Origin of the sequence: Mesorhizobium sp. M1329 (genome assembly GCF_040318035.1) — a bacterium.
Taxonomy (GTDB): domain Bacteria; phylum Pseudomonadota; class Alphaproteobacteria; order Rhizobiales; family Rhizobiaceae; genus Mesorhizobium.
The window spans coordinates 42168-66349 of sequence record NZ_JAMYLN010000027.1 but is presented as its reverse complement, the minus strand read 5'-3'; the positions used below and the strand labels follow the sequence as shown (position 1 = coordinate 66349).

20 protein-coding genes and 1 tRNA gene are annotated in these 24182 nt (G+C 62.6%); 10 read left to right on the top strand and 11 right to left on the bottom strand.

The window, feature by feature from the left end; genetic code table 11:
- Positions 1 to 19: 19 nt before the first annotated feature.
- Positions 20 to 799: a response regulator gene (locus NKH21_RS24220; RefSeq protein WP_352492215.1), complete on the bottom strand. Its 780-nt coding sequence runs from the start codon at positions 797 to 799 to the stop codon at positions 20 to 22.
- A 46-nt stretch (positions 800 to 845) separates the two neighbouring features.
- Here NKH21_RS24220 and NKH21_RS24215 point away from each other — a divergent pair, with 46 nt between their 5' ends.
- Positions 846 to 1532 (top strand): winged helix-turn-helix domain-containing protein, encoded by a 687-nt coding sequence (locus NKH21_RS24215; protein ID WP_352670440.1) that lies wholly within the window; start codon positions 846 to 848, stop codon positions 1530 to 1532.
- Between the two features lie 83 nt (positions 1533 to 1615).
- Here NKH21_RS24215 and NKH21_RS24210 read toward each other — a convergent pair whose 3' ends face one another.
- Positions 1616 to 1783 (bottom strand): hypothetical protein, encoded by a 168-nt coding sequence (locus NKH21_RS24210; protein ID WP_023721318.1) that lies wholly within the window; start codon positions 1781 to 1783, stop codon positions 1616 to 1618.
- Positions 1784 to 2383: 600 nt separating this feature from the next.
- Here NKH21_RS24210 and NKH21_RS24205 point away from each other — a divergent pair.
- On the top strand, positions 2384 to 2845 hold the full coding sequence (locus tag NKH21_RS24205) for a L,D-transpeptidase (RefSeq protein WP_352670443.1): 462 nt from the start codon (positions 2384 to 2386) through the stop codon (positions 2843 to 2845).
- Positions 2846 to 2905: 60 nt separating this feature from the next.
- Here NKH21_RS24205 and NKH21_RS24200 read toward each other — a convergent pair whose 3' ends face one another.
- Together NKH21_RS24200 and NKH21_RS24195 are read right to left on the bottom strand one after the other, a co-directional pair.
- Positions 2906 to 5989 (bottom strand): efflux RND transporter permease subunit, encoded by a 3084-nt coding sequence (locus NKH21_RS24200; protein ID WP_352867971.1) that lies wholly within the window; start codon positions 5987 to 5989, stop codon positions 2906 to 2908.
- Positions 5986 to 7263, bottom strand: coding sequence for an efflux RND transporter periplasmic adaptor subunit (locus tag NKH21_RS24195; RefSeq protein WP_502903482.1), 1278 nt, complete (start codon positions 7261 to 7263; stop codon positions 5986 to 5988). Before NKH21_RS24195 ends, NKH21_RS24200 begins: the two co-directional genes overlap by 4 nt.
- A gap of 150 nt (positions 7264 to 7413) precedes the next feature.
- Between NKH21_RS24195 and NKH21_RS24190 the strand changes: the two genes are divergently transcribed.
- From NKH21_RS24190 to NKH21_RS24165, 6 genes are all read left to right on the top strand, one after another.
- Positions 7414 to 7950 (top strand): TetR/AcrR family transcriptional regulator, encoded by a 537-nt coding sequence (locus NKH21_RS24190; protein ID WP_352670449.1) that lies wholly within the window; start codon positions 7414 to 7416, stop codon positions 7948 to 7950.
- 145 nt (positions 7951 to 8095) lie between these two features.
- Positions 8096 to 9700 carry an inorganic phosphate transporter gene (locus NKH21_RS24185; RefSeq protein WP_352670451.1) on the top strand — a complete coding sequence of 535 codons (1605 nt, stop codon included), beginning with the start codon at positions 8096 to 8098 and terminating at the stop codon, positions 9698 to 9700.
- An 87-nt stretch (positions 9701 to 9787) separates the two neighbouring features.
- Positions 9788 to 10813, top strand: coding sequence for a transporter (locus tag NKH21_RS24180; RefSeq protein ID WP_352670453.1), 1026 nt, complete (start codon positions 9788 to 9790; stop codon positions 10811 to 10813).
- A 167-nt stretch (positions 10814 to 10980) separates the two neighbouring features.
- Positions 10981 to 11625 (top strand): carbonic anhydrase, encoded by a 645-nt coding sequence (locus tag NKH21_RS24175; RefSeq protein ID WP_352670456.1) that lies wholly within the window; start codon positions 10981 to 10983, stop codon positions 11623 to 11625.
- Positions 11626 to 11635: 10 nt separating this feature from the next.
- On the top strand, positions 11636 to 12046 hold the full coding sequence (locus tag NKH21_RS24170) for a nuclear transport factor 2 family protein (RefSeq protein WP_352670458.1): 411 nt from the start codon (positions 11636 to 11638) through the stop codon (positions 12044 to 12046).
- A 90-nt stretch (positions 12047 to 12136) separates the two neighbouring features.
- Positions 12137 to 14191, top strand: coding sequence for a M3 family metallopeptidase (locus NKH21_RS24165; RefSeq protein ID WP_352670461.1), 2055 nt, complete (start codon positions 12137 to 12139; stop codon positions 14189 to 14191).
- A 379-nt stretch (positions 14192 to 14570) separates the two neighbouring features.
- Here the strand turns inward: NKH21_RS24165 and NKH21_RS24160 are convergent, their stop codons facing one another.
- The 4 genes from NKH21_RS24160 to NKH21_RS24145 all read right to left on the bottom strand — a co-directional run bounded on the left by NKH21_RS24160 (position 14571) and on the right by NKH21_RS24145 (position 20264).
- Complete coding sequence (locus NKH21_RS24160) at positions 14571 to 15674, bottom strand: LGFP repeat-containing protein (RefSeq protein WP_352867967.1); 1104 nt, start codon at positions 15672 to 15674, stop codon at positions 14571 to 14573.
- A gap of 482 nt (positions 15675 to 16156) precedes the next feature.
- Positions 16157 to 19369 (bottom strand): AfsR/SARP family transcriptional regulator, encoded by a 3213-nt coding sequence (locus NKH21_RS24155; protein WP_352867965.1) that lies wholly within the window; start codon positions 19367 to 19369, stop codon positions 16157 to 16159.
- Positions 19370 to 19489: 120 nt separating this feature from the next.
- Positions 19490 to 19948: a hypothetical protein gene (locus NKH21_RS24150; protein WP_352669417.1), complete on the bottom strand. Its 459-nt coding sequence runs from the start codon at positions 19946 to 19948 to the stop codon at positions 19490 to 19492.
- A 240-nt stretch (positions 19949 to 20188) separates the two neighbouring features.
- A tRNA-Ala gene (locus NKH21_RS24145) sits at positions 20189 to 20264 on the bottom strand.
- A 164-nt stretch (positions 20265 to 20428) separates the two neighbouring features.
- Between NKH21_RS24145 and NKH21_RS24140 the strand changes: the two genes are divergently transcribed.
- Positions 20429 to 20719 carry a YggT family protein gene (locus NKH21_RS24140; RefSeq protein WP_023678162.1) on the top strand — a complete coding sequence of 97 codons (291 nt, stop codon included), beginning with the start codon at positions 20429 to 20431 and terminating at the stop codon, positions 20717 to 20719.
- A gap of 13 nt (positions 20720 to 20732) precedes the next feature.
- The gene (locus NKH21_RS24135; RefSeq protein ID WP_352669414.1) at positions 20733 to 21053 is read left to right on the top strand and encodes a DUF167 family protein; all 321 of its coding nucleotides are present in this window, start codon (positions 20733 to 20735) and stop codon (positions 21051 to 21053) included.
- Positions 21054 to 21273: 220 nt separating this feature from the next.
- Here NKH21_RS24135 and NKH21_RS24130 read toward each other — a convergent pair whose 3' ends face one another.
- The 3 genes from NKH21_RS24130 to NKH21_RS24120 are packed head-to-tail and all read right to left on the bottom strand — an operon-like array spanning position 21274 to position 24166.
- Positions 21274 to 22242 (bottom strand): ABC transporter ATP-binding protein, encoded by a 969-nt coding sequence (locus tag NKH21_RS24130; protein WP_352669412.1) that lies wholly within the window; start codon positions 22240 to 22242, stop codon positions 21274 to 21276.
- Positions 22242 to 23252 carry an ABC transporter ATP-binding protein gene (locus NKH21_RS24125; protein ID WP_352669423.1) on the bottom strand — a complete coding sequence of 337 codons (1011 nt, stop codon included), beginning with the start codon at positions 23250 to 23252 and terminating at the stop codon, positions 22242 to 22244. The genes NKH21_RS24130 and NKH21_RS24125 overlap by 1 nt, the downstream gene beginning before the upstream one ends.
- On the bottom strand, positions 23249 to 24166 hold the full coding sequence (locus NKH21_RS24120; protein ID WP_352867961.1) for a dihydrodipicolinate synthase family protein: 918 nt from the start codon (positions 24164 to 24166) through the stop codon (positions 23249 to 23251). Before NKH21_RS24120 ends, NKH21_RS24125 begins: the two co-directional genes overlap by 4 nt.
- Between the last annotated feature and the right edge of the window lie 16 nt (positions 24167 to 24182).

Genomic DNA, 24182 nt, shown 5'->3' with positions numbered 1-24182 from the left:
TTGCTCAAGCCGCCGGGCCTTAGTTGTTTTCCCCGGCTGGCAGCGAGAAGATATAGCCTTCGCCGCGCACCGTGCGCAGGAATTTCGGATTGGCTGGATCTGCCTCGATCTTCTTTCTCAGCCGCATGATGCGGATGTCGACGGCGCGGGACGATTCCGGGTCCTCGACGAAACCGATCGCCTCGGAGATCGCCGCCCGCGTCAACAGCCGGTTGGCGCGCGTCAGGAACACCTCCAGCACGTCGAACTCGCTCTTGGCCATGTCGATGACCGCGCCGTTGGCGCCGGTGACGAGCCTGCCGTCGAGATCGGCGTGAAAGGGTCCGAAGCTCACGGACCGGCGGCCGCCGGATGTTTCAGCCTTGGCCTTTTGTGGCTCGGTCGGCTCAGGAACGCGACGCAGCACGCTGCGCACCCTGGCCAGCACTTCGCGCAATTCGTAAGGCTTGACGATGTAATCGTCGGCGCCGAGCTCCAGTCCGACGATGCGGTCGAGCGCGGTACCGGCGGCCGTCGCATAGATGATTCCGATCGGCATTTTCGACCGCATCCAGCGGCCGAGCGACAGGCCGTCCTCGCCCGGCATGGCGATGTCGAGAATGGCCAGATGGAAAGACTGGGTTTCCAGGAGGTCGCGCGCCGCCGCCGCACTTTCGGCCGTAGCGACATCATAGCCGCTGGCGCCGAGATACTCGGCGACCGCGTCCCTCAGGTCGGGCTCGTCCTCGACAATGACAATTCGTGCCCGCACGATGCTTTCGCTCCCGCTTTCAGCGGAAAGTAGATTGGGTATAAACATGATGTCCAGCACTCTTCTTGGGTTGCCGCATGCGGGGTAGAAAAACATGGCTGCACGATCCGTTATCGCGCTTGTTTCCGTCGCTGAAGTAATCGCGACCGATCTCGCCGATCATCTCGAGCGGCGCGGGCATGACGTCCGCGCGGCGCGACAGCCGTGGGAAGCCGAATCGCTGCTTTCGGAAAAGGGTATCGATGTCGTGGTTGTCGGCGACAGCGTCAGCCAGGCGGAGGGGCGCGACCTGCTCAGGCGACATGGCGGCGAAGGTGGACCGGATTTCATCCTGATCTGCCGCCCGGCCGATCTGGTCGACAAGGTTCTGGCACTCGAACTCGGCGCCGCCGACGTCGTCGAAAGCCCGCTCAATGTCAGGGAGCTTGCCGCTCGCATCGGCGGCCTTCTGGCTCGGCGCGGCAGGAGCGCCGGGGAACTGATCGTGCTGGAGAACGCGACCGTCGATCTCCGATCGGCAATTGTCATGCACCGCTCGGGCACGGAAGAACAGCTGTCCCCCGGGCAGGTGGCGCTGCTCAGGCTGTTCCTGGCCAGCCCGCGCAAGGTGCTGACGCGGGACGACATCATCGCCGCCGCGCCCGCCGAAAATGCCGAAGCCTTCGATCGGTCGATCGATTCGCGCATCGTGCGGCTGCGCCGCAAGCTCGATACCGAAACCATCACCACCATACGGGGTGCGGGTTACCGGTTCGATCCGCCGACGCAATTCGCCGATTGAATGCAGGACGGCCACCCTTTTGTCTTGAGCATCGGGTTTTCGCAAAACCGGTTTTCCACTCTTGGAGTCCCGATGCTCTTTCCTCAGCGCACCACGAGAAGCGACGGGCCGGACGGCATATCACTGTTCGTGCTGACTTCGCCGGCATGGGCACGTTCCTTCAGCAGCACGGTGGCGAGGCCGGCAATGCCGAGCAGGCCCTGCACGTAGAGCAGGGCGGAAAGCACGGAAGCAGCGAATTTCGTTTTCATCCTGTTCGTTCCTCAAGATTGGAATTTGCGGGCACTTCAGGGGAACCCCCGAAGCGCCCGCGCCGCCAGCGGAGCCCCCCGTTGCGGCGCGGGCCTTCGGTCCTCTCGGCTGCAAGTTGCCGGAGGCGCCGCGCATCCTCAACGGCCCTAAGCCGCCCCCGCCAGAGGGGCTTGAGCCGGCCGACGCGCAGGCTGGAAACTGTCCAGACCAATCCAGACCGTAGCGAAAACAGTGTTGGCTTCCGATCGTTCGTTGCCGGCTGTTTTCGTTAGGTCAACTTTCTCTGTTCGCTGTATCCGGATCATGCCGCCGAAGCCGCGCTTTGTTGCAGCTGGGTTTCGGAGTCAGGTGAATTCCTCTCAAACGAAAAGAAATCGCGTATTCGTGCCGCGGTTTGGCCGATCCGCCTAGGCAAACACGCCGCCGTCATGACGACGTCGTGCAACTGCAAGCCGCTTTGCACGGACCTTTTCTGTTAACCACGGGAAACAGAATCGAAACACAAACGAGCATCTAGCGAAATCGGCTTGAAACATGACGTCCCGATAAGCCGGTCATCGAATTGAGCCGGCCCCGACCGGCAGAATAAGGGGGACATCATGTGCACTGCCATTTCCGCCAAGCTCATCAACATCGCCGCCGCCGTCATCACCGGTACTGCCTTGCTTGTCAGTGCCGGCAACGGCGCAGCCCACGCCGCCAACAAGATCGTCGCGCGTGTGTCGCTGTCACAGCAGACCATGGAAATCCTGGTCGACGGCCGGCCGACATTCGCCTGGAAGGTCTCGACCGGCGACAGGACGCACGTCACGCCGACCGGTTCGTTCAAGCCGACCCGCATGCATGAAATGTGGTATTCGAAGAAATACGACAACGCCCCGATGCCGCATTCGGTGTTCTTCAGCGGCGGCTACGCCGTACATGCGACAAGCGCCATCAAGCGCCTCGGCCAGCCGGCCTCGCATGGCTGCGTGCGTCTGCATCCAGACAACGCCGCCGATTTCTACCAGCTCGTCGAGGTCTTCGGCCCGGCCAACACCAGCATCGTCATCGTCAAATGAGCGATGCCTCTCGTCGCTCTCAAAAAAGGCCGGAGATCCGGCCTTCTTTATTAGCGGAATCTAATCTGGCATTACCGGCATCAGCTTCGGATCCGGCTTTTCGGCATGATGCGGCAGGTCCTTGCTGGCGATAAAGGTGTAGAACATCGGCACCACGAACAGCGTGAACATGGTTCCGACCAGGATGCCGGTGAAGATCACCAGGCCCATCGAATAGCGTGCCGCGGCACCAGCGCCGCTGGAGATGATCAGCGGCACCACGCCGAGCGCCATCGCCGCCGTCGTCATCAGGATCGGCCGCAGCCGCACCCTGGCGGACGCGATGATCGCATCGCGCCGCCGCATGCCGTGCATTTCACGCTGCTGGTTGGCGAACTCGACCAAAAGGATGCCGTGCTTGGTGATCAGGCCGATCAGCGTGATCAAGCCGACCTGGGTGTAGATGTTGAGCGTGCCGAGCCCGATATTAAGCGGCACGATCGCGCCGAAGATCGAGAGCGGCACCGCCATCATGATGATCAGTGGGTCGCGGAAGCTCTCGAATTGCGCCGCCAGCACCAAGTAGATGACGAGCACCGCCGCCGCGAAGGCGATGATGATCGTGTAGCCCTGTTGCTTCTCCTGCCGCGACTGGCCGGTATAGTCGATGAAGAACGTGTCGGGCAGGCTTTCCCTGGCAATGTCCTCGATGGTCTTCAGCCCGTCACCGGTGGTGACGGTGGGCAATGGCAGAGCGGAAATCGTGGCCGAGTTCAACTGGTTGAACTGCTCGATGGCGGCCGGCGACGCGTTGGTCGAGATCTTCACCACCGCCGAGAGCGGCACCATCTCGCCCGACACGCTGCGCACGAAATACTCGCCCAGCTTTTCGGGATTGTCGCGGAATTGCTGCGGTACCTGCGGGATGATGTCGTAGCTGTTGGATTCGCGGTCAAATTGCGCCACCTCGGCGCCACCGACCAACAGGGTCAGCGTCCGGCCGATGTCGGCGATCGGCAGGTTGAGCGCCGCTGCGCGGTCGCGGTCGATCGTCACCGTCACTTCCGGCGCGTCGTAGGACATCGAATTCTGCACGGCGAGGAAGCGACCGGAGGCCTGCGCCTTGTTCTTGATGTTCTCGGCCGCCTCGTAAACCTGGGAGGCCTCGCCGGTCGAGCGCACCACCATTGTGATTGGCAGGCCGCCGCCGGAGCCGGGCAGCGTCGGCGGCGCGAAGACGAAAGCCTCGACGCCTGCCACCTTGGCAAGGCGGGCAGTGATGTCTTCCTGAAGTTCCTTCGAGCTGCGCGCGCGCTCGGCCCAGTCCTTGAACGCAAAGCCGACGAAAGCGCTGTTCGTCGGGCCTTGGAACGCGACGGCGGAGAACCGCGCCCTGGTTTCGGGGATATCATTCACCAGCCCGAGAATCTGATTCACATAGGTCTCGGTGTAGTCCGACGTCCCATAGCGCGGCGCGTTCACAATAGACAGCAAGAAGCCCTGGTCTTCTTCCGGCGCCAGTTCGCTCGAGGTCTTGGTGAACATGAAACCGGTCGTGGCGACCAGCGCGAGGACGATCATCAGCGTCACCGGGCGATAGTTCAACGAACCGGTGACCAGCCGCTCATAGACGTGTTCGACGCGCCCGAACGTATTGTCGACGATGCGCTGGAAACGGCTGTGCGAGCCGGACCTCAGGATACGTGCCGACATCATCGGCGTGATGGTGAGGGCGACGACACCCGAAAGCACCACCGAGCCGGCAAGCGTCACCGCGAATTCGCGAAACAGTGCGCCTGTCAGACCGCCGGTGAAGGCCAGCGGCGCGAACACCGCGGCCAGCGTTATCGTCATGGCGACGACGGCGGACGAGATCTCCCGCATGCCATTGAAGGCCGCCTGCATCGGCGACAAACCGTCTTCCTCCATGTGGCGGTGGATGTTTTCCACCACCACGATGGCATCGTCAACAACCAGTCCGATCGCCAGCACCATGGCCAGCAAGGATAAGAGGTTGATCGAATAACCCAAAGAAAACAGCAGGAAACAGACGCCGATCAGCGACAGCGGAATGGTCACGATCGGCATCAGCACCGAGCGGAACGAGCCGAGGAAGAGCAGGATGACGACGATGACGATGGCGACCGCCTCGCCGATGGTCTTGAACACCTCCTCGATCGACGCGCTGATCTGCTCGGTCGAATCATAGACGATCTCGATCGTCATGCCGAGCGGCAGCGTCTCCTGGATGGTCGGCACGATCTTGTGGATCGCCGCCGCGGTGGTCAGCGGATTGGCGGCCGGCGTCGGAAAGATGGCGAGAAAGATGCCGGGCTTGCCGTTGAAGGTGACCCTGGTGTCGGTGCTCACCGCGGCGAGCTCGACGCGGGCCACGTCGCGCAGTCTCACCACATTGCCGTCTTTCGAGCGGAGCGGAAGGGCAGCGAAAGCCTCCGGCGTCTGCAGGGTCGAGCGAACCGTGATCGAGGAAGCCACATATTTGTTTTCGGTATCGCCGGGCGCGGAGAGGAAATTCGATTCGTTGATGGCCGTCAGCACTTCCGCCGCCGTCACGCCGCGCGCCGCCAGTTTGATCGGGTCGATCCAGACACGCATCGAATATTCGGCGGCGCCGAAAATCTGCACGTCGGCAACACCTTCGACCGTCGAGATACGCGGCCGCACGACACGCTCGATATATTCGGTGAGCTGTTCCGGCGTCATGTTCGGGTTCTGCATCGAGATGTACATCATCGCGAACTGCTGGCCGGTGCCCTTGACGATCACCGGGTCTTTGGTTTCGTCCGGCAGATCGCCGCGAACGCTCTGAACCTTCGACAAGACTTCGTTCAGCGCGACGTCGGGGTCGGAGCCGAGCTTCATCTGCACCGTCACGGTGCTGGAGGACGGCCGGCTCGACGACGTGACATAATCGATGTTTTCGGTCGAAGCGACGGCACGCGCGATCGGCGCGGAAATGAACCCCTGGATCAGGTCGGCGCTGGCGCCGGGATAGGCCGTGGTGATCGTGATGGCCGTTTCTTCAACCTCTGGATACTGGCGGATCGAAAGGTTGAAGATGCCCTGAAAACCCAGAAGCAGGATCATGCAGGCAAGCACGGTCGAAAGGACCGGGCGGCGGATGAAGAGGTCGGAAAAGCTCATTGCTGGGCTGCCTGCTGGTTCCCTGGCTTGCTCGGATCGATCGTGTTGTCGACGGCAACGGACATGCCGTTGGAGAGCCGGTTCTGGCCGGCGGTAACGACTTCGTCGCCGGGCTCGATACCCTCCAGGATCTCGACCAGGCCGGCGTTGTGGCGGCCTGGCTTGACGAACACCTGGGCGAGCACGAGCTGTGGCTTCTGTTCTTCCGCTGCCGGTTTGGCTTCCGCTGCCGGTTTGGCTGGGGTAGCGGCCGGCTTTTCTTCGGGTTTTGCCGCGGGTGCTTCGGCTGCGGGCTTGGCAGCATCTGCAGCCGACTTTTCCTCCGGCTTCGCCTCGGGAGCCGCCCCGTTGGCTTCGCCGGATTTGGCCGGGCGCACCACGAAGACGAAGTCACCGTACAGGCTGGAAGTCAGCGCCGTCTGCGGCAGCGCCAGCACGTTGTTCTCCTCGGGCAGTTCGACGCGCACCTGGACGAACTGACCGGGTGTCAGCTTGCCTTCCGGATTGCCGACCTCCGCCCTCACCGTCACCAGCCGGCTGGTCGGGTCGATCTTCGGATCGATACCGCGGATGCTGCCGGCGAACGGCATGTCGTCGCCGCCGACGCCGAGCCGTACCGTCTGTCCGATCTTCAGCTGCGGAAGCTGCTGCTCCGGCACGGTGAAATCGACACGCATCGTATCCATGTCCTGCAAGGTCACGACGGCGGTGCCGGGTGTGAGATACTGCCCAAGGTCGATTTTCGGAATACCGACGGTGCCCTTGAAGGGCGCCGTCAACTGCTTTTGGTCGAGCACCGCTTGCAGCTTGTTTACCTGCGCAGCGGAGACCGATGCCGCTGCCTGTGCCGTGTCGAGCGTAGCGTCGGTACCGACCCCACGCTTCTGCAGCTCGAGAGCGCGCATCAGCGTCGTCTGGTCGGATGTGGCTTGCGCCTTCGACGCCACGAGATCGGCTCGCTCGACTTCATCGTCGAGCTGCAGCAGCACGGCGTTGGCGGCGACTTTCTGATTGGCATGGAACAGGATGTCCTTGACGATGCCGGCGGTTTCGACCGTGAGGTCGACACCGCGCACGGCACTGACAGTGCCGATCGCCTCGATGCCGGGCGTCCAGGACATCGGTTTGACGATGACCGTCGACACGGTCGTGGCCGGCGGCTTCATGGTGGCGAAGAACTGTTTGATCGCATTGTCGCGAAACAGGTTGAAGCCGACGATGCCGCCGCACACCAGCACGAGCAGAATGAAGGCGATGATGAAGCGCTTGATCACGAACAGTTCCCTCGGCCATGGCCCAGCATAACGGTCGGACGACCGGAACACATACCTGTGACTGGTCCCAATTTCAAATGACGGCGATCTTACTGTACCGTCTGGACGGTCTTGTCAATTCCGCCTAAGCTAATGAATGGGGAACGCTTGATGAAGGCCCGCAGAGCAAATTCGCGCGAGAAAATTCTCGCCGCCGCCGCCGCCGTGGCGCGCGAGACGGGTCCTGGCAGCCTGTCGCTGGATGCGGTCGCCAGCCGTGCCGGCGTGTCGAAGGGTGGTCTTCTCTACAATTTCCCGACCAAGGCGAAATTGATGCAGGCGCTGGTGGAGGATTACCTCAGTGCGTTCCAGCAGGCGCTTGAGGCCGCCCGCACCAACGGCGTCAGCGGAGAGAGCCCGCTTGCGGCCTATATCAGGCTTTCGGCCGAGCATGCGGAGGAGTCGAAACCGTCGGCGTCCTGGATTTTTTCGGCGATTGCCGAGGATCCCGATTTCCTGACGCCGATAAAATCGTTCAGGCGGCAGCTGTTCCAGCAGCTGAAGGGGGAGACTCCTAACCTCAGGGCGCTGCTGGTCTGCTATCTCGCCATCGAAGGGCTTCGCAGCATGAACCTGTTCGGCTCGGACATTCTCTCCGCCGAAGAGCGCCGGCTGCTGATATCGACGCTGCTGGAGATAGCGGAATAGTCCAGGAATGCGCCGGCCGGGTTCAGTTGCCTCGGTCGCTTCGATCGCCCGTTTGCGTCAACCCAAAGTGCCTGCCGTCACACCGGCTTCATTGTACCGACATAGCGTCCTCCCATTCTTTGCTGCAACGCAGGAGGAGTGGGATATGGTCGATATTGTTTCAAGCGAGGCAGGAATTCCAAGGCCGGAGCATCCGCTTGACCGGCCAAACGGCACCGGCAAATGGTTTCTGCCGGCCTTTGCCACCATCATTCTGGGCAGCCTTGCCTATGTCGGCTACGCGCTCAGCCAGGACCTGACCAGCACCGTCGCGGTGCCGTGGATCCTGCTTGGGCTGGCGCTGCTGATCGCGCTCGGCTTCGAATTCGTCAACGGTTTCCACGACACCGCCAATGCGGTGGCAACCGTGATCTACACGCATTCCATGCCGGCCGAGCTTGCGGTGATGTGGTCCGGCTTCTTCAACTTCCTCGGCGTGCTTACCGCCAGCGGGGCGGTCGCCTTCGGCATCATTTCGCTGCTGCCGGTCGAGTTGATCCTTCAGGTCGGGTCGAGCGCGGGGCTAGCCATGGTCTTCGCGCTGCTGGTCGCAGCGATCATGTGGAACCTCGGAACCTGGTATCTCGGCCTGCCTGCCTCGAGCTCGCACACGCTGATCGGTTCGATCATCGGCGTCGGTCTCGCCAACCAGTTCATGGCCCCGGCCGGCTCCGTCACCAGCGGCGTCGACTGGTCACAGGCATCCAATGTCGGCCTGTCGCTTCTGATCTCGCCGCTGGTCGGATTCGGCCTGGCCGCGCTGCTGCTTCTGCTGATGAAGCTGCTGGTCAGGAACCGCGAGCTCTACGAGGCGCCCAAGTCGAGCGCGCCGCCGCCACTGTGGATCCGCGCGCTGCTTATCTTTACCTGCACCGGCGTCAGCTTTGCCCACGGCTCCAATGACGGGCAAAAGGGCATGGGCCTCATCATGCTCATCCTGATCGGCGTGGTGCCGACCGCCTTCGCGCTCAACCGCACACCGGACGTGAACTATCTCGAAGCTTACAAGTCCGCGGCGACGCAGGTCGAAACGGTACTCGGCAAATACGTCAAGCCCAGCGTCGCCGTGACCGACGCGGCGACCGTGGTCGGTGACGCCGTTCGCACCAAGACATGGAAGGACGAGACCACGCCTGCCCTGCAGAGCTTCATCCACGACACCAGCGCCATGTTGTCGCCCTATCCGTCCGTGGAAAAGCTGCCGACAACGCTGGTCAGCAACGCCCGCAACAACATCTATCTTATTGGTGAAGCGCTGAAGCTGATAGACAAGAAGAAGCTGCTGCCGATGGAGGCAGACGACCTGAAGGCGGTGACGACCTATCATAAGGCGGTCGACAACGCGACGAAGTTCATCCCGCTCTGGGTCAAGGTCGCCATCGCGCTTGCGCTCGGCCTCGGCACCATGGTCGGCTGGAAGCGCATAGTCGTCACTGTCGGCGAGAAGATCGGCAAAAGCCATCTGACCTATGGTCAGGGTGCGTCCGCCGAGCTTGTCGCGATGGCGACGATCGCATCGGCCGACTATCTCGGCCTGCCGGTCTCGACCACCCATGTGCTGTCCTCGGGCGTTGCCGGCACCATGGCGGCGAATGGTTCGGGCCTGCAATGGTCGACGGTGCGCAACATGCTGATGGCCTGGATACTGACCCTTCCGGCCTCCATCTGTCTTGCCTTCGTGTTGTTCGTCATCTTCCGCCAGGTGTTCTGAGCGGGGGCAGGGTTTTGACCAGAATGTCGCGGCGCCGGCCCCGGCGCCGCCCGGATCACCTGAACGTGCATTGTTTCGGCGGCGGCCATGAATGACGCATCGCATCTGACATTGCTTGCCGCGGACGATCAGCACCATACTCCTGGGCTGGTCTGGGCCTATCATGCCGCTCCCGGCAAAGCTCCCGAACCGCTGGCGCCCCGAGACATAGAGGCCGCGCTAGCCTCAGCGGACGGCTGGGTCTGGCTGCATGTCGACCTTGTCGACCGGCGCGCCCATTCCTGGGTCAGCCACGCCTGCGCGCTGCCGGCGTCGGCTCATGCAATCCTCGAAGGACATGAGGACAGCCTGGTGCTGGCGCATGAGAATGGCGTCGTCCACGGCATTTCGGCCGACCTGCATGGCGAGATCGCTCATCAGTCGACGACCATCGGCAGATTGCATTTTGCGGTCTCGGAGCGGCTGCTGGTCACCGGCCGCCGGCATCCGCTGGCGGCGGTGGAGGAAGTGCACACTGCCCTTGCCGCGGGGCTGCGGCCGGCCACGGCATTCGAACTGTTCGAAACGCTGGTCATGGCTTTTTGCAAGACCACCAGCCTGCGGCTCGCCGCGGCGACGAAGCGGCTGGATGCGGTCGAGGATCATCTCGTGACCGAGCGGCTTGCCGACGAAAGACGGCAGCTGAAGGATGTGCGCCGCCTTGCCGTATCCCTGCATCGGCCGATCTCGGCCCTGGCGGCCCTTTTCCAGGATGAAGACCGTTCCGTCTGGAACCTTTCCGCCGGCGCACATGAAGTTTTGCGCCGGCTTGCTGCGCGCCTTGAACGGCTCGACCGCGAGGTCGTCATGATCAACGACCGGGCAAGGCTGCTGCAGGAGGAGCTTGCGGCTGAGCTTGCCGACGAATCGAACCGCAGCCTCAAGGCGCTGGCGGTGATGAGCGCGCTGCTTTTGCCGGGAACGCTGATCGTCGGCATTTTCGGCATGAACACGGGCGGACTGCCATTTGCCGAGAGTCCTAGCGGCTTCTTCCTGGCGATGCTGCTGGCGGTTGGCGCGACCGGCCTGTTCTACTGGCTTCTGCTGCGCGCCGGCGCCAATCTGCGGTTCTGAGGCCGATTAATGGCGCCGTTCGTTCACCCGTATGCAAAGTACGGGCTGGCACGTCGAAACCACGCCATCCCGCCCTCCGAAAATCGGTTCCGATTTTCGGGCCGATGCGCTAGAGCCTTTCGGGATTGAACCGTGCCTTTAACCCGGAAAGGCTCCCATCGCTGCCCATGCCTCACCTTCCCGAGCATCTTCTCACCGGCTACCGCAACTTCATGAGCGGTCGGTATCTCACCGAAAGCGGGCGTTATCGCGCGCTGGCGCGGGAGGGCCAGGCACCGGAAACGATGATCGTCGCCTGCTGCGATTCCCGCGCCGCGCCTGAAGCGATCTTCGATGCCGGGCCAGGCGAGTTGTTCGTGCTGCGCAATGTCGGCAATCTGGTGCCGCCCTATGCGCCCGACGATCAGTTCCACTCGACATCGGCGGCGCTCGAATTTGCCGTGCAGAGCCTCAAGGTCAAGAACATCGTGGTGATGGGTCACGGCCGCTGCGGCGGCATCCGCGCGGCACTCGACACCACGGCCGCGCCGTTGTCGCCGGGTGATTTCATCGGCAAATGGATGAGCCTGATCGCGCCGGCGGCCGAGACCGTATCGTCGAGCACCTTCATGACCGCGACCGAGCGCCAGACGGCACTGGAGCGCATCTCGATCCGCTATTCCATTGCCAATCTGCGCACCTTCCCTTGTGTTTCGATCCTCGAAGGCAAGGGGCGGCTGTCACTTCACGGCGCCTGGTTCGATATTTCGACCGGGGAGCTTTGGGTGATGAACAAGGACACCGGCGATTTCGAGCGGCCCGACACGGAGTAGGAGGCTGGGCATGGTGCGACTTCGGGACGCGTTCGCGGCTGCGGCACTGCTCTGCTCGGCGGATTTCGCCCGTGCCGACGACAGCGCGATCATCGACCGCTGGTATTCGGCACTGCTCGTCGCCGACCGCAGCGAATTGTCGGACCTGCTCGCCGACAACGTCCGCATCAAGCTCGACGACCTCGGCGTCGTGCAAAGCAAGCAGGAATTCATCGCCTCGATCGCCGAGTGGCAAGGCGCCGTCGCCGGGGCCGAAATCCGCCACCGGATCGAGAAATCGGAGGGCGGCGTCACCACTGTGATCGCCTGCTATGATTTTCCCAGCAACGACATGCTGATGCAGGAGACCTTTGCGGTCGCCAACGACCAAATCACCGCCAGTTCGCAAGCCGCGATCGCCGAAAATTGCGATGGCTACTGAGGAAATCATGAACGGGGCGCGCTGTTGCGTGGAGCCGGCCGGCGCCTTACATCGGTGACGATCCGCTTCCCCCACCCACTCAGCGAAAGTTTGCCCATGCCGTCCACCGTCGACCTCGCCGCCCATCCGCTGACCGCGTGGCAAGGGCCGCTCGGCCTGCCTGATTTCACGCGCATCGGCGACGGCGATTTTTCTCCGGTCTTCGACGCGGCCCTGAAGGCGCATGAGGCCGAGATCGAGGCGATTGCCGGCAACGGCGAGACGCCGACCATCGACAATACGCTTGCCGCACTCGAACTCGCCGGCGAGGCTCTCGACCATGTTTCGTCGATCTTCTGGTGCCGCGCCGGCGCCCACACCAATGAGGCGATCCAGGCGCTGGAGCGCGACATCTCACCAAAAATGTCGCGGCATTTCTCGGCGATTTCGATGAATGAGGGCCTGTTTGCCCGCATCGACGACCTCTATCAGCGCCGCGAGGCTTTGAAGCTCGATGCCGAAACGCTGCGGGTCTTGGAAAAGACCTGGAAAAACTTCGTCCGCTCCGGCGCCAGGCTCGACGCCGAAGGCAAGAAGCGGCTGGCATCGATCAACGAGGAATTGTCGTCGCTCGGCACCAATTTCGGCCAGAACGTGCTTGCCGACGAGCGCGACTGGGCGCTATTCCTCGATGAGGCCGATCTTGCCGGCCTGCCGGAATTCCTGAAAGGCTCGATGGCGGAAGCCGCCGAGATGCGCGGCCAGAAGGGCCGCTACGCCGTCACCTTGTCGCGGTCGATCTACGAGCCGTTCTCGACCTTCTCAGAACGCCGCGACCTGCGCGAGACAGCGTTCCGCGCCTTCATCATGCGTGGTCAGAATGGCGGCGCCACCGACAACACGGAAGTGGTGCGCGACATGCTGCGCCTGCGCGCCGAGAAGGCGAAGCTGCTCGGCTATCCTTCCTACGCCGCATTGAAGCTCGACGATACCATGGCCAAGACGCCGGAGGCGGTGCACGCGCTGCTCGATCCGGTCTGGGAAAAGGCGGTGGAAAAGGCGGCAAGCGACCGGGCCGAATTGCAGCGGCTGGCGGCGAAGGCCGGCAGCAACGAGAAATTCGCCGCCTGGGACTGGCGCTTCTATCAGGAGAAGCTGCGCGCCGAGAAATTCGCCTTCGACGAGGCCGAGCTGAAGCCATATCTGCAGCTCGACCGCATCATTGACGCTTGTTTCGACGTGGCGACACGATTGTTCGGCATTTCCTTCGAGGAAAAGAAGGGCATTGCCACCTGGCATCCGGACGCACGTGTTTTCGTCGTGAAGAATGCCGACGGCAGCGAGCGCGGCCTGTTCCTCGCCGATTATTTCGCGCGACCCTCGAAGCGCTCCGGCGCCTGGATGAGCGCGCTGAAATCCGGCTACAAGCTTGGCGATGGCTCCAGGCCGGTCATCTACAACATCATGAATTTCGCCAAGCCGCCGGCCGGCGAGGCAGCCTTGCTGTCGGTCGACGAGGCCAAGACCTTGTTCCACGAATTCGGTCACGCGCTGCACGGCATGCTGACCGACGTTACCTGGCCATCGGTCGCTGGCACCTCGGTCAGCCGCGATTTCGTCGAGCTGCCTTCACAACTCTACGAACACTGGCTGACGGTGCCGGCAGTGCTGGAAAAGCATGCGCTGCATGTCAAGACCGGCAAGCCGATGCCAAAGGCGCTGGTCGACAAGATGCTGGCGGCGCGCACCTTCGGCGCCGGCTTCGCCACAGTCGAGTTCACCGCCTCGGCCTTGGTCGACATGGCCTACCATGCGCGGCCGGATGCGCCGGACCAGCCGCTTCGTTTCGAAGCCGAAACGCTCGAAAAGCTCGACATGCCTGACACCATCGCGATGCGTCACCGCACCCCGCATTTCGGCCATATCTTTGCCGACGATGGCTATTCGGCCGGCTATTACTCCTACATGTGGTCGGAAGTTCTCGACGCCGACGCTTTCGCCGCCTTCGAGGAAACAGACGATCCCTTCAACCCGGCGCTGGCCGAGCGGCTGCGGAAGAACATCTACGCCGCCGGCGGCTCGAAGGACCCGGAAGAACTCTACACCGCCTTCCGCGGCAAGATGCCTTCCCCGGAAGCAATGATGGCCAAGCGCGGGCTGGTGTGATGCATGCCCGCTCTTGTAATCGTTCTCTTTCCATCCTGATTGATGTCGGCTGTCATCGCGTCGGGTTGCGCACCGCCTGATCCGGTTTCCGCCGGTCCGGCTCGGCCTCGCTGGCTGCGGCCGCATCGTTGAGGTGACTGCACTTAATGCGGTCTCCATCGTTCCGGCCAAAGGAGCCGCGTTCATTGCGGCGCTACGGGCTGTGCGGGGGTACAACGACAGCTTGCCCGCTATGCTGATCGGCGCTGCCGCATCTGGACCGCGCCTTGCGACGACCGCTACGGAAATAAATCTCTCAGTCGAGCTGTCAGCCCCGCCAACGGAAGGCGGGGCTGGTAAGTTGATTGTCCCGGCAAGCTTTTTTGCCGGGGCGATTGGCCTAGGCAGGCACAAAGCCAAAGTAGGCTTTGTAGGAAGCCCCATCGCCGGAAATCAGGGGCGTTTCCACTTTGAACCCAATCCCGCTGAAGGTGGTATTGTTCGTGCGTGCCGCGAGCAACACCATCTGCTTTGCGGAGATGGTCACTGTCGCGCTCCCGATCCTGTCATCGCCCCAATCGAAGAGATCGCTGATGGCGCCGCCGATCGATGGCATCAAGGATCCCAGGGCCGGGCCGGCTATGGCGGCAATGATAGGTCCCGCTACCGGAATGAGGCCCAAAGCCAGCGTACCGGCCGTATGGACGCCCATGACGATCTTCTGCACCTCGTCCTTGTACTTGTTGGGATCGCCAAAATCATTTTCCATCAGCACCGTACCGATATTGATGCCGTAGGGCTTGCCTCGATAAATTTCCATAAGGTCGGGTCTTGTATCTCCGGCATCAACGTCGCCATAGACCTGGCTGCGCTTGGTGTCGGCGACCTGCGGCGTTGTCACGCTGACGATGACATAGGGTTCATCCGCACTCGACCCCTGATCCCAGTCGGTCTCGCCGAAGCAATGGAGGCCGGTATAGTGGACGACGACATCTCGAAGGTCGACCGCGCCGGTGTCGGGCCACCAGTATATGCCACCGTTTTCAAACAGATTGGCACGGCCACCATCGGCAAATTCGGTCTCGTCGGTCGTGGGATAGCCCAGATATGACTGTTCCCAGCCCAGGCTCTCCCACTTCTTGCGGATGTCACCGTACACCACGTTGGCTCCTGTGTTCGGTGTCCAGTAGATCGAGCCGGCATTGGCAAAATGGTTGTAGCGCCCGACGCCGTCGGGAGTTCCAGTTTCGTCGGTCACCGGATAGCCGAGAACCGAGCGCTCCCAGCCCATTGCTGCCCATTTGCCGCGAATGGCCCCCCAAATCGCTTGAGCACCGGTGTTCGGTGTCCAGTAGATCGAAGCGGTATTGTTGTTGAAGTGATTGTATCGGCCGACGCCGTCGGGAGTTCCGGTTTCGTCGGTGCAGGGAATGCCCCACGCGAGACCGCCAAGCGCAATCCACTTCTTGTAGATTTCGCCATGGATCTCAAAGGCGTCGTGCATGGCATCGTTGTAGCAAATGCATGAGCCGTTCTTGAGATACCAGGCTTTTCCAGTGTCCTTCCTGTCGATCTCGGCGAAGCCGGCGCCTCCAAGGGAGTTGTACTTTTGCTGTATGACAGCTTCGGGCGAGAGGAGCGACCAAGGCCCGATCCTGAGCTGGTCGGCAAATCTTGTGGCTCCAGCGCGGACGGCGCCGGCACGCACTCTCGAAGTTGCTCTGGCAGTATACGGCATGACCTTTTCCTTCCTGTGAGTGTTGGTATCGGGGGCTTCAGGCCTCCGGCGATCGGTTTTGATCGACGGGCTGAGGTTCCCAGACCGCGACTTACGGACGGCTTACAGAGTTCCGAGCTGCGCCAAAGCAATTCCCGGAAAAGTGTGAAACGGTTTTCCCGGGAAAATCGCGTAGCGCTTTCCCTAGGGAATTGCGCAAAAATAAAGAGATAGAGCGGTTCGGCGTTTCCGTGAAACGATGAACCGGTCTAGAGAAACGGGCGCACGAGCGAGCGCAGCAAAGGCGAGGGCTCGTCATCGCCGGTCGAAGCGAGCGCGCGTTCATAGCGCCGGTAATCCTCGATGGCACCGGCATGGTCGTTCCTGGAGAGGCTCTCCTGGATGAGCGTCCCATGGAGTTTGGCCGATTCCGGGTAGAAATCGAGGGCACGCCGGCACGCCTGGCGTGCCCGATCCGCGTTGCCTTGGCTCTGCCAGTGTTTGGCGATTCGCACGGCAAGCTCCACCAACCCGTCCCGCACCCGGTCGGCCGCGGCGTTCGACCAGGCGGGCGCCGGGCCATTCGAGAAAAGCGGACCGAAAAAGCTTTCCAGCAGCGCTTCCTTCTCCTCGATCGTGCTGTCTCCTTGGCCCGACAGCACACGTTTCAGCCGGTCTTCCCAATCCTGTAGATCGACCCAGACCTTGTCGGCAGCGAGTCGCAAACGGCCTTCTCTCAGCGTTACGAAATCGCCTTGCCCGAGCAATTTGCGCAGACGATGCAGCGCCTGCTCCAGAGCCGCCTTGGCCTGGTCGCCGTCGAGGTCGGGCCAGAGCCAATCCTGCAGGGTTTCCACAGAAGAGACCTGGTCCCTCGACAGGCAGATAATGCGCAATATGTCGAGCGCGCGGGTAGGTTTGGCACCGGGCGCGACCTCGGCGCCATCGATCTCGAGGCGGTAGCCTCCCATCAAGTGGATCCTGAGCGGCCAAGGCCACTGGGCGGGTCGGCCAGCGGGCGGGACCAGATATCGCGCCCGAACGACGCGGCGGCACAGATCGACGTCGATCTTTCGCTCCAGCGCATCGGCGACCAGATCGGCCAATAAGTCCGGCAGGTTGAGCAGGATTGCGGAGGGGTTGACCTGGCGCAGCGCCTCCATGAATTCAGCCAGACGAGCGCCATAGGACGCGCCGCCGTTCCACTTCTGCTCCAGAGCCTGGGCGGCCAGAATGCTCAGTTCGACACGCTGGCGGGGGCCGCCGCTCAGCCTTTCGACGATCTCCTGGAGTAGCGTAGTCGCCTCCGCCGGACGCCGGTCGGCAAGCAGAACCTGGTATTTGGTGACGTAATGCGGCCAGCGTTCGATCATCGGCTCATTCGCCCGCTCGATCGCATCCATGAAGACATCGCAGTCGAGATAGGCCTTGGCGAAGTCGCCATTGCGCGTGTGCATCGCCGCGTGGCAGTCGGCGACCACCGCGACCTGGGTGGTGAACCTGCTGTCCGCGATCTCGCCCAGCCGGGAGACAAGCGCATTGAATTCCGAGAACTTGTTGTGAAGCTTCATCAGCAATTGAAGCTGATAGAGGGCGCTGAACTCGACGCCCCGTAAGGCGTGCTGCTCGCCTATCGCCGTTGCGCGTCGCAACGCATCCTCGGCCGATGCATAGACAAAACCGCGCCGCGAATAGGGGAAGTAACGGCCGCTGGCCGAGCCAAAGGACACCAGCCACATGCCGAGCACCAGGGGCGGGATATCCGGATGTTCGAGATCGGCGGCAACGCTGTCCACGGCATTGGCAAAAATGTCGCGCTGCCCCGACGAGGTCGCGTAGTCGATGAGCGCTTCGCTTGCCAGCAGGCGCAACTCGACCGAATCTTCTATCGGCAGACGTGTCAGGCGCTGCTGGATATCATTCACGAGGCGCTTGGCGTCGTGGGCTTCGAATTCGCCGGGTTCGGCGAAATCGATGGCCCGCAGGATGCCGAGCCTGACCATCATGAGTTCCTCCGGATCCAACTCCGGCAATCCCTTGGCAAGAAGCTGTGAGGCTCGGCGCGTCCAGTCCGCCAGCCCCTCATGCGTACGCCAGCTGGCGGTCTTGACCACGACCGCCCGCGCGACGGTCAGGCATTGGCCGCGCATGTCGGTGTTCTCGAATGCTTGCCATGCCTTGGAGAAGTGCGGTTCGGCCTTCGCATCGGCCGATGCGAAGGCGACGCCCAGCCAATAATGAACCCACCCGTCCATCTGGTCGGGGGGCAGCCTGTTGCACCATTCGACGAAGCTGGCCCGGCGCCCTTGCGAGAGAACGCCGTTGGCGCACACCAGAATGAGCTGGCGTGCCAGCGGCCAGGCGCCCGCCTGCAACGCCAGGACGATTGCCGCGTCGGTTTTGCCTGCCTCGTGCAGGACCTTTGCAGCCTGCTCGCGCAGCCTGGAACGGTCCGCTTCCGTCACGCGCCGGTCCAGTAGGCCGGCAAGGTATTCGCGCAACAAGTCATGCAGCTGGAAGGCGGCGCCGCCCGGACCGTCGCGCGTGATCAGCAGCTGGCGATGCTGCAGCCGCACCAGCAGGCGAGCAGCCTGCGGCGAGCCCAGGAACGCATCGGCAAGCTCAGTGCTGATCTCCGGCAGAACGTTGAGCCTGATAAGCAGATCCTGGTCCTCCGGCGCGATGTCGCGCAGGAAATAACGTCCGACAATCTCCCGAAGGCCGGCGCCTCCGGCAAGGCCGGTCTGCGAAAGCGGGTAGTACATTCCGGCGTTGGCCAGCAGGAGAAGGCCCACCGCCCAGCCGCGCGCCTCCGAAATGTCGCCGACCTCGGACGGCGATTGCGAGCGGGCGGCGACGAGGTTGCGTGCCTCCGCAGGCGAAAACTCCAGCAGCGTTTGGTTGAGGACCGGCAACTGTCCCGACAGCACGAGGTCGGCGACATCGCCCTCGGGCAGCATCCGCGATGTGCAGATGCAGCGGATGGTGTTGGGGCGTTCGCGCAACAGGATCGCCAGCGTCCGGCGGAAGCCTGGCGCGTCGGCACGATGCAGATCGTCGAGGACCAGGATCGTGCCGGGATCAAGCCGCGAGAAATAAGTGCGGAAGAACAGCCGCGCGAAATCGTCGGAATTGTCGGCATATTCCGGACCGAAGACGGGCATGCCGGCATGCCCGCCGTCGAGCGACAGCGTCAGGTAGTGGAAAAGGCGCGCAACGTCCTGGTCCTCGGTGTCGACCCGATACCAGTTGTACGCCGATTCGCCTTGCTTCAGCCCGCCTCGCTTCAGCCCGCCTTGTTCCAGAAAGTCGATCACCGCGGTGGTCTTGCCGTATCCACCAGGCGCAGCCAGCCAGCATGCACCGCTGTCGAGGGCCTGCGAAAGCAGCGCCACTACGCGCGGACGGCTGACAATTCCCACTGGCCGGGGTGCCGAGAGCTTTGCTATCTCGCGCGGCGCGTCCCGGAAGGATTTATCCATTGTGAGGACTCTCGCAGCGCAGTCGCCTCGCGAAAACAGGTAATCGGTTCGCCCGCAACAACAAATCGCCGGCCGGCGTTGTGCTCGCCTGACGTGCCGTGCTCGCCGGCAAGGTCGCGGTTATCCCTTGTGTGACATGATATGCGAAACCCCGACACTCACGTCGGCGGTGTGTCTTGCCATCACTGCGTTCATTCGCATTGCAATCGTCGCATAGCCGCTTCGTTCCTGGTCGGTAACTTCCGAGGGCTTGAAGAGCCAAGGAAGGGGTGCAACCTGCGCGTCCTCGAAATTGGCCGGCAGATTCGATGGCAGGGCCTTTTTTCCCAAAGGCAGCTCTAGCCCAAGGTCACTAAATTCCTCCTCGAGGCTGGCGTGCAGATGAGAAAGCACCACATAGATCGCCAGCCTTGATCTAGTCCTTTCTGTGTTGTTTTGATTGTACTCTTGAAGAACCTCATCGAACGATGGCGATACGTCGGTTTCAGCAGCGGTAGCTCGTGTTGCAACAGCACCGGCCAGGGCAGTCGCTGCCACTCCTGTAAGACCTACAAAATCACGTCTTGTCGTGCTGGTCATAGTGAATTCCCCTCGGTTTTGAAGACGGGCCAAGTCTGGCAAGGACGAGGCGCAGTGGCAATAGGCCGCATACGCTACTGGTGTAGAGGACCTTTACGCCGCCGATGTGAATCCACCCGACGATGACAGTGCCAAGCCGGCAGAGGGCCCGCGATGCATTCGGTTGCTTCAGCTGAGGATAGCCATGAAATCCAAGCGGGTCTTCGGCATGCAACCAGGTAAGGGATTCGAAAAATCCGCTGGTGGAGCTGAGGAGGATCGAACTCCTGACCTCGTCATTGCGAACGACGCGCTCTCCCAGCTGAGCTACAGCCCCGTCCAGCGGATGGGGCTTTTATCGGCCGCTGCGGTTTCCTGTCAAGGCTGCGCTTGCTGCCGAAATGCCGTTCGGCCGTTTGTCCGGCTTCGCCATGCTGCGGAAGGCGGCTCTTGCCGCTTTCCCCTACAGTGGCTACATGTCGGCAACAATCGGAGACCGGCATGATCGCCCTCATTCAGACCATTGTCATGGCGCTTGACCTTTACTGGTGGATCATCATCGCCTCGGCGATATTTTCCTGGCTCTACGCCTTCAACGTCGTCAACTCGCGCAACCAGTTCGTCGACACCATCAGCAACATGCTCTATCGGCTGACCGAGCCGGCGCTGCGGCCGATCCGCCGCTTCATGCCCGATCTCGGCGGCATCGACATCTCGCCGATCATCCTGCTGCTGATCCTGTTCTTCATCCGGCAGTTCCTGCTCACCACCGTGCTTTCGCTGGTCGTCTGAGTTCAGGCGTCCCATGAGCGCGCCGTTCCGCACGCGCACCGACGGCATCGACCTATTCGTCCGGCTGACGCCGAAAGCGGCGATGGACAGGCTGGAGGGCATCGAAACATCGGCGGATGGGCGAAGCTATCTAAAAGCCCGCGTCCGCGCCGTGCCGGAAAACGGGGCCGCCAATCGAGCGCTGGAAAAGCTGGTCGGCAAAGCGCTTGGCGTGCCGGCATCGGGCGTCTCGATCGCCGCCGGCGGCACTGCTCGGCTGAAGACGCTGCGCGTGCTTGGCGATCCCGCGGCGCTAGCGAAACGCATCGATACGCTGGGCACGCCTGCGCCATGATCTCGGCTCGCTCACTTACCCCGCAAAAAAGGCCGGGCTGCAAAGCCCGGCCAGATGTGAAGGTCGAAAACCTTCAGAGGGGAACGCGCCGGACGAATGGGAGGAAACATCCGGCGCGGATTGCATATGGGTCGGCATTGCTGACGTTTTAATGACCGGAGACCACTATAACAGCTTCGTGAACCCAGGCTGGAGCCGTTGTCTAGGCCGCAATCACTCCTTACGCGATGTCGTCGCGGATGCAGGCCTTCAGATGGCGGTCGGCTGTCGCCCGCAGCGGCGGTACAGCCCCGGCGCAAGCCTCCAGCACAAACGGGCAACGGGTTCGGAAAACACAGCCCGACGGCGGGTTCGCCGGACTGGGAATGCCGCCTTTGAGCACCTGCCGGCCTTGCCTGGCCAGCGGATCGAGCGACGGAATGGCTGACAGCAGCGCGCGCGTGTAGGGATGCTGCGGCCGGGCATAGAGTTCGACCGCCGGCGCAACCTCCATGATGCGCCCGAGATAGAGCACGATGACCGTGTCGCAGATGTACTCGACCACGGCCAGATCGTGCGAAATGAACAGCATGGTCAGACCGAGCCGGAGCTGCAGGTCGCGCAACAAATTGATGATTTGCGCCTGGATCGAGACGTCGAGTGCCGAGACCGGCTCATCGGCGACGATGAATTCCGGCTCGAGCGTCAGCGCCCGGGCGATGCCGATGCGCTGGCGCTGCCCACCCGAGAATTCGTGGGCGTAGCGGTGATAGGCGTCGACCGGCAACTCGACCGCAGCAAGTGCCTTCTTCGCCTTCGCCCGCCGCTCGGATTTCTTGCCAATGGCTTGAATGTCCAGGCCTTCGGTGAGGATCTGCCCGATCGTCATGCGCGGCGACAGGCTGGTGAAGGGATCCTGGAAAATATACTGCATCTTGCGGCGCTGGCGGCGCAACTGGGCCGCACTCAGCCTGGTGATATCGGTGCCGTCATAGTTGATTTCGCCGGACGTCGGCTCGATCAGACGCAGCACCGAGCGGCCGATCGTGGTCTTGCCGGACCCGGATTCGCCGACCAGGCCGACCACCTGGCCACGCCTGATATCGAAGGAAATATCCTCCAGCGCCCTAACGACGGGTCCGCGCGAGAATGCAGTCGGCGCAAAATGCTTGGTCAGGTTTTTGACCGTGAGAAAGGGGGCGTCGGCCATCAGAGCTCCTCCCAGCGCAGGCAGCGGCTTTGTTGGGTCGGCGTCGCCGCAAACAACGGAGGAACCGCGGCGCGGCAGGCGGCGATGGCCATCGGGCAGCGCGGCGCGAAGGAACAGCCCTTGGGCAGCAAGGCGAGCGAGGGAACATTGCCGGCAATCGTCGGGAGCGGCGTTCCCGCCGCCTTCAGCGCCGTGGCCTCACCGAGCCGCGGCACCGAGCGCATCAACCCGGCCGTATAGGGATGACGCGGACGGGTGAACACTTCGCTCACCGGACCTGTTTCGACGATACGCCCGGCATACATCACCGCCACCCGGTCGGCGATTTCGGCGACGACGCCGAGATTGTGGGTGACAAACAGGATGCCCATGCCGCGCTGCGCCTGCAGCGCCGCCAAAAGATCGAGGATCTGGGCCTGGATAGTGACGTCCAATGCCGTTGTCGGCTCGTCGGCGATCAGCAAGCCCGGATCGCAGGACAGGGCCATGGCGATAGTGGCGCGCTGGCGCATCCCGCCCGAAAGTTCGTGTGGATACTGCCGCGCCCGCCGCTTCGGATCGGGAATGCCGACCTGCTCCAGCAGCCGCACCGCGTCTGCTTCTGCCTCGCGGTGCGATTTGCCGAGATGGATGCGGATCGGTTCGGCGATCTGCTCGCCGATCGTGTAGACCGGGTTCAGGCTGGTCATCGGCTCCTGGAACACCATGCCGATCTCGTTGCCGCGTATCTTGCGCAGCGACTCGGCGTCGAGGCTGGTCAGCTCGGTGACCGTGCCGTTCTTGCGCCGCAGCGCGATCGATCCCTCGGCAATATGTCCGACCCTTTTCGGCAACAGGCCGATGATCGACAGGCTGGTGACGGACTTGCCGGATCCGGATTCGCCGACGAGCGCCAGCGTCTCGCCGAAGCCGATCGTCAGGTCGACATCCGTTACCGCCGCGATGTCGCGCCCCGCAATGCGGAACACCGCGCGCAGGCCGGAAATCGAGAGGATCGGCGCGACACTCAGCGGAGCAGCCCCACGTCGCGAAGGATCATGTCGATCTTCGCGGTTTCCTCCCCGTTCAGGCTGCGTTGCGGCCGCGCCATGGTGTTCGAGGCGATGATGCCGAGGCTCTTCATCGCTGCCTTGAATGCGCCGAGGCCGGCCGAGCCGGCGCTTGTCCTGCCAAGCGAGATCCAGACGATCTCGAACAGTTTCAACAACCGCTCCTGCTCCAGGCGGGCTTCAGCGTACTGGCCCGCCTGGGTCAGCTTCCACAGCTTGACATAGCCATGCGGGTCGACATTGGCGAGGCCCGGCACGACGCCATGCGCACCCATGGCCAGCGCGCTGTCGACCAGGATCTCGGATCCGGTCATGCCGAAAAAACCCGGGTCGTTTGCCATGTCCTTGAGCACGTAACGCAGATTGCCGTCATCGCCGCTGGAATCCTTGATGCCCGCGATGGCGCCTTCCCTGGCGAGGCCGACCGTGGTCTTGCGCTCCAGCTTGACATGGACGCAGACCGGGATGTCGTAGGCGATGACAGGGAGATCGATCGCATCCTTGATATAGCGGAAGTGATCGGCGATCTCGGGCTGGCTGGTGCGGGTGTAGAAGGGCGCGGTGACAACGACGGCGTCGGCGCCGGCCGATCTGGCGATGCGGGCGTGGTTGATGACACGATCGGTCGTCGGATCGATGACGCCGGCGAAGATCGGAACCCGGCCGTTATTGACCTTGACCGCATGCTCGAGGATGGCCCTGCGGCCCGCTTCGTCGTGGAAGACCACCTCGCTGGTCGAGCCGAGCACAAACAGCCCGTGAACACCGCCGTCGAGCAGGTTCTCGATAGTGCGCGTGAACGACGGGAAGTCGATGCTGAAATCGGCATTGAGCGGGGTGACGACAGGTGGCACGACGCCGGTAAACAGGGGCATTTTGATGAACCTTTGA

Excerpts from the sequence above, each read along its gene's own strand:
- NKH21_RS24220 (WP_352492215.1), bottom strand. The coding sequence starts at position 799 with ATGTTTATACCCAATCTACTTTCCGCTGAAAGCGGGAGCGAAAGCATC.
- NKH21_RS24140 (WP_023678162.1), top strand. The coding sequence starts at position 20,429 with ATGATCGCCCTCATTCAGACCATTGTCATGGCGCTTGACCTTTACTGG.
- NKH21_RS24215 (WP_352670440.1), top strand. The coding sequence starts at position 846 with ATGGCTGCACGATCCGTTATCGCGCTTGTTTCCGTCGCTGAAGTAATC.
- NKH21_RS24175 (WP_352670456.1), top strand. The coding sequence starts at position 10,981 with ATGCCTCACCTTCCCGAGCATCTTCTCACCGGCTACCGCAACTTCATG.
- NKH21_RS24200 (WP_352867971.1), bottom strand. The coding sequence starts at position 5,989 with ATGAGCTTTTCCGACCTCTTCATCCGCCGCCCGGTCCTTTCGACCGTG.
- NKH21_RS24130 (WP_352669412.1), bottom strand. The coding sequence starts at position 22,242 with ATGGCCGACGCCCCCTTTCTCACGGTCAAAAACCTGACCAAGCATTTT.
- NKH21_RS24210 (WP_023721318.1), bottom strand. The coding sequence starts at position 1,783 with ATGAAAACGAAATTCGCTGCTTCCGTGCTTTCCGCCCTGCTCTACGTG.
- NKH21_RS24135 (WP_352669414.1), top strand. The coding sequence starts at position 20,733 with ATGAGCGCGCCGTTCCGCACGCGCACCGACGGCATCGACCTATTCGTC.
- NKH21_RS24205 (WP_352670443.1), top strand. The coding sequence starts at position 2,384 with ATGTGCACTGCCATTTCCGCCAAGCTCATCAACATCGCCGCCGCCGTC.
- NKH21_RS24180 (WP_352670453.1), top strand. The coding sequence starts at position 9,788 with ATGAATGACGCATCGCATCTGACATTGCTTGCCGCGGACGATCAGCAC.
- NKH21_RS24170 (WP_352670458.1), top strand. The coding sequence starts at position 11,636 with ATGGTGCGACTTCGGGACGCGTTCGCGGCTGCGGCACTGCTCTGCTCG.
- NKH21_RS24150 (WP_352669417.1), bottom strand. The coding sequence starts at position 19,948 with ATGACCAGCACGACAAGACGTGATTTTGTAGGTCTTACAGGAGTGGCA.
- NKH21_RS24190 (WP_352670449.1), top strand. The coding sequence starts at position 7,414 with ATGAAGGCCCGCAGAGCAAATTCGCGCGAGAAAATTCTCGCCGCCGCC.
- NKH21_RS24160 (WP_352867967.1), bottom strand. The coding sequence starts at position 15,674 with ATGCACGACGCCTTTGAGATCCATGGCGAAATCTACAAGAAGTGGATT.
- NKH21_RS24185 (WP_352670451.1), top strand. The coding sequence starts at position 8,096 with ATGGTCGATATTGTTTCAAGCGAGGCAGGAATTCCAAGGCCGGAGCAT.
- NKH21_RS24120 (WP_352867961.1), bottom strand. The coding sequence starts at position 24,166 with ATGCCCCTGTTTACCGGCGTCGTGCCACCTGTCGTCACCCCGCTCAAT.
- NKH21_RS24155 (WP_352867965.1), bottom strand. The coding sequence starts at position 19,369 with ATGGATAAATCCTTCCGGGACGCGCCGCGCGAGATAGCAAAGCTCTCG.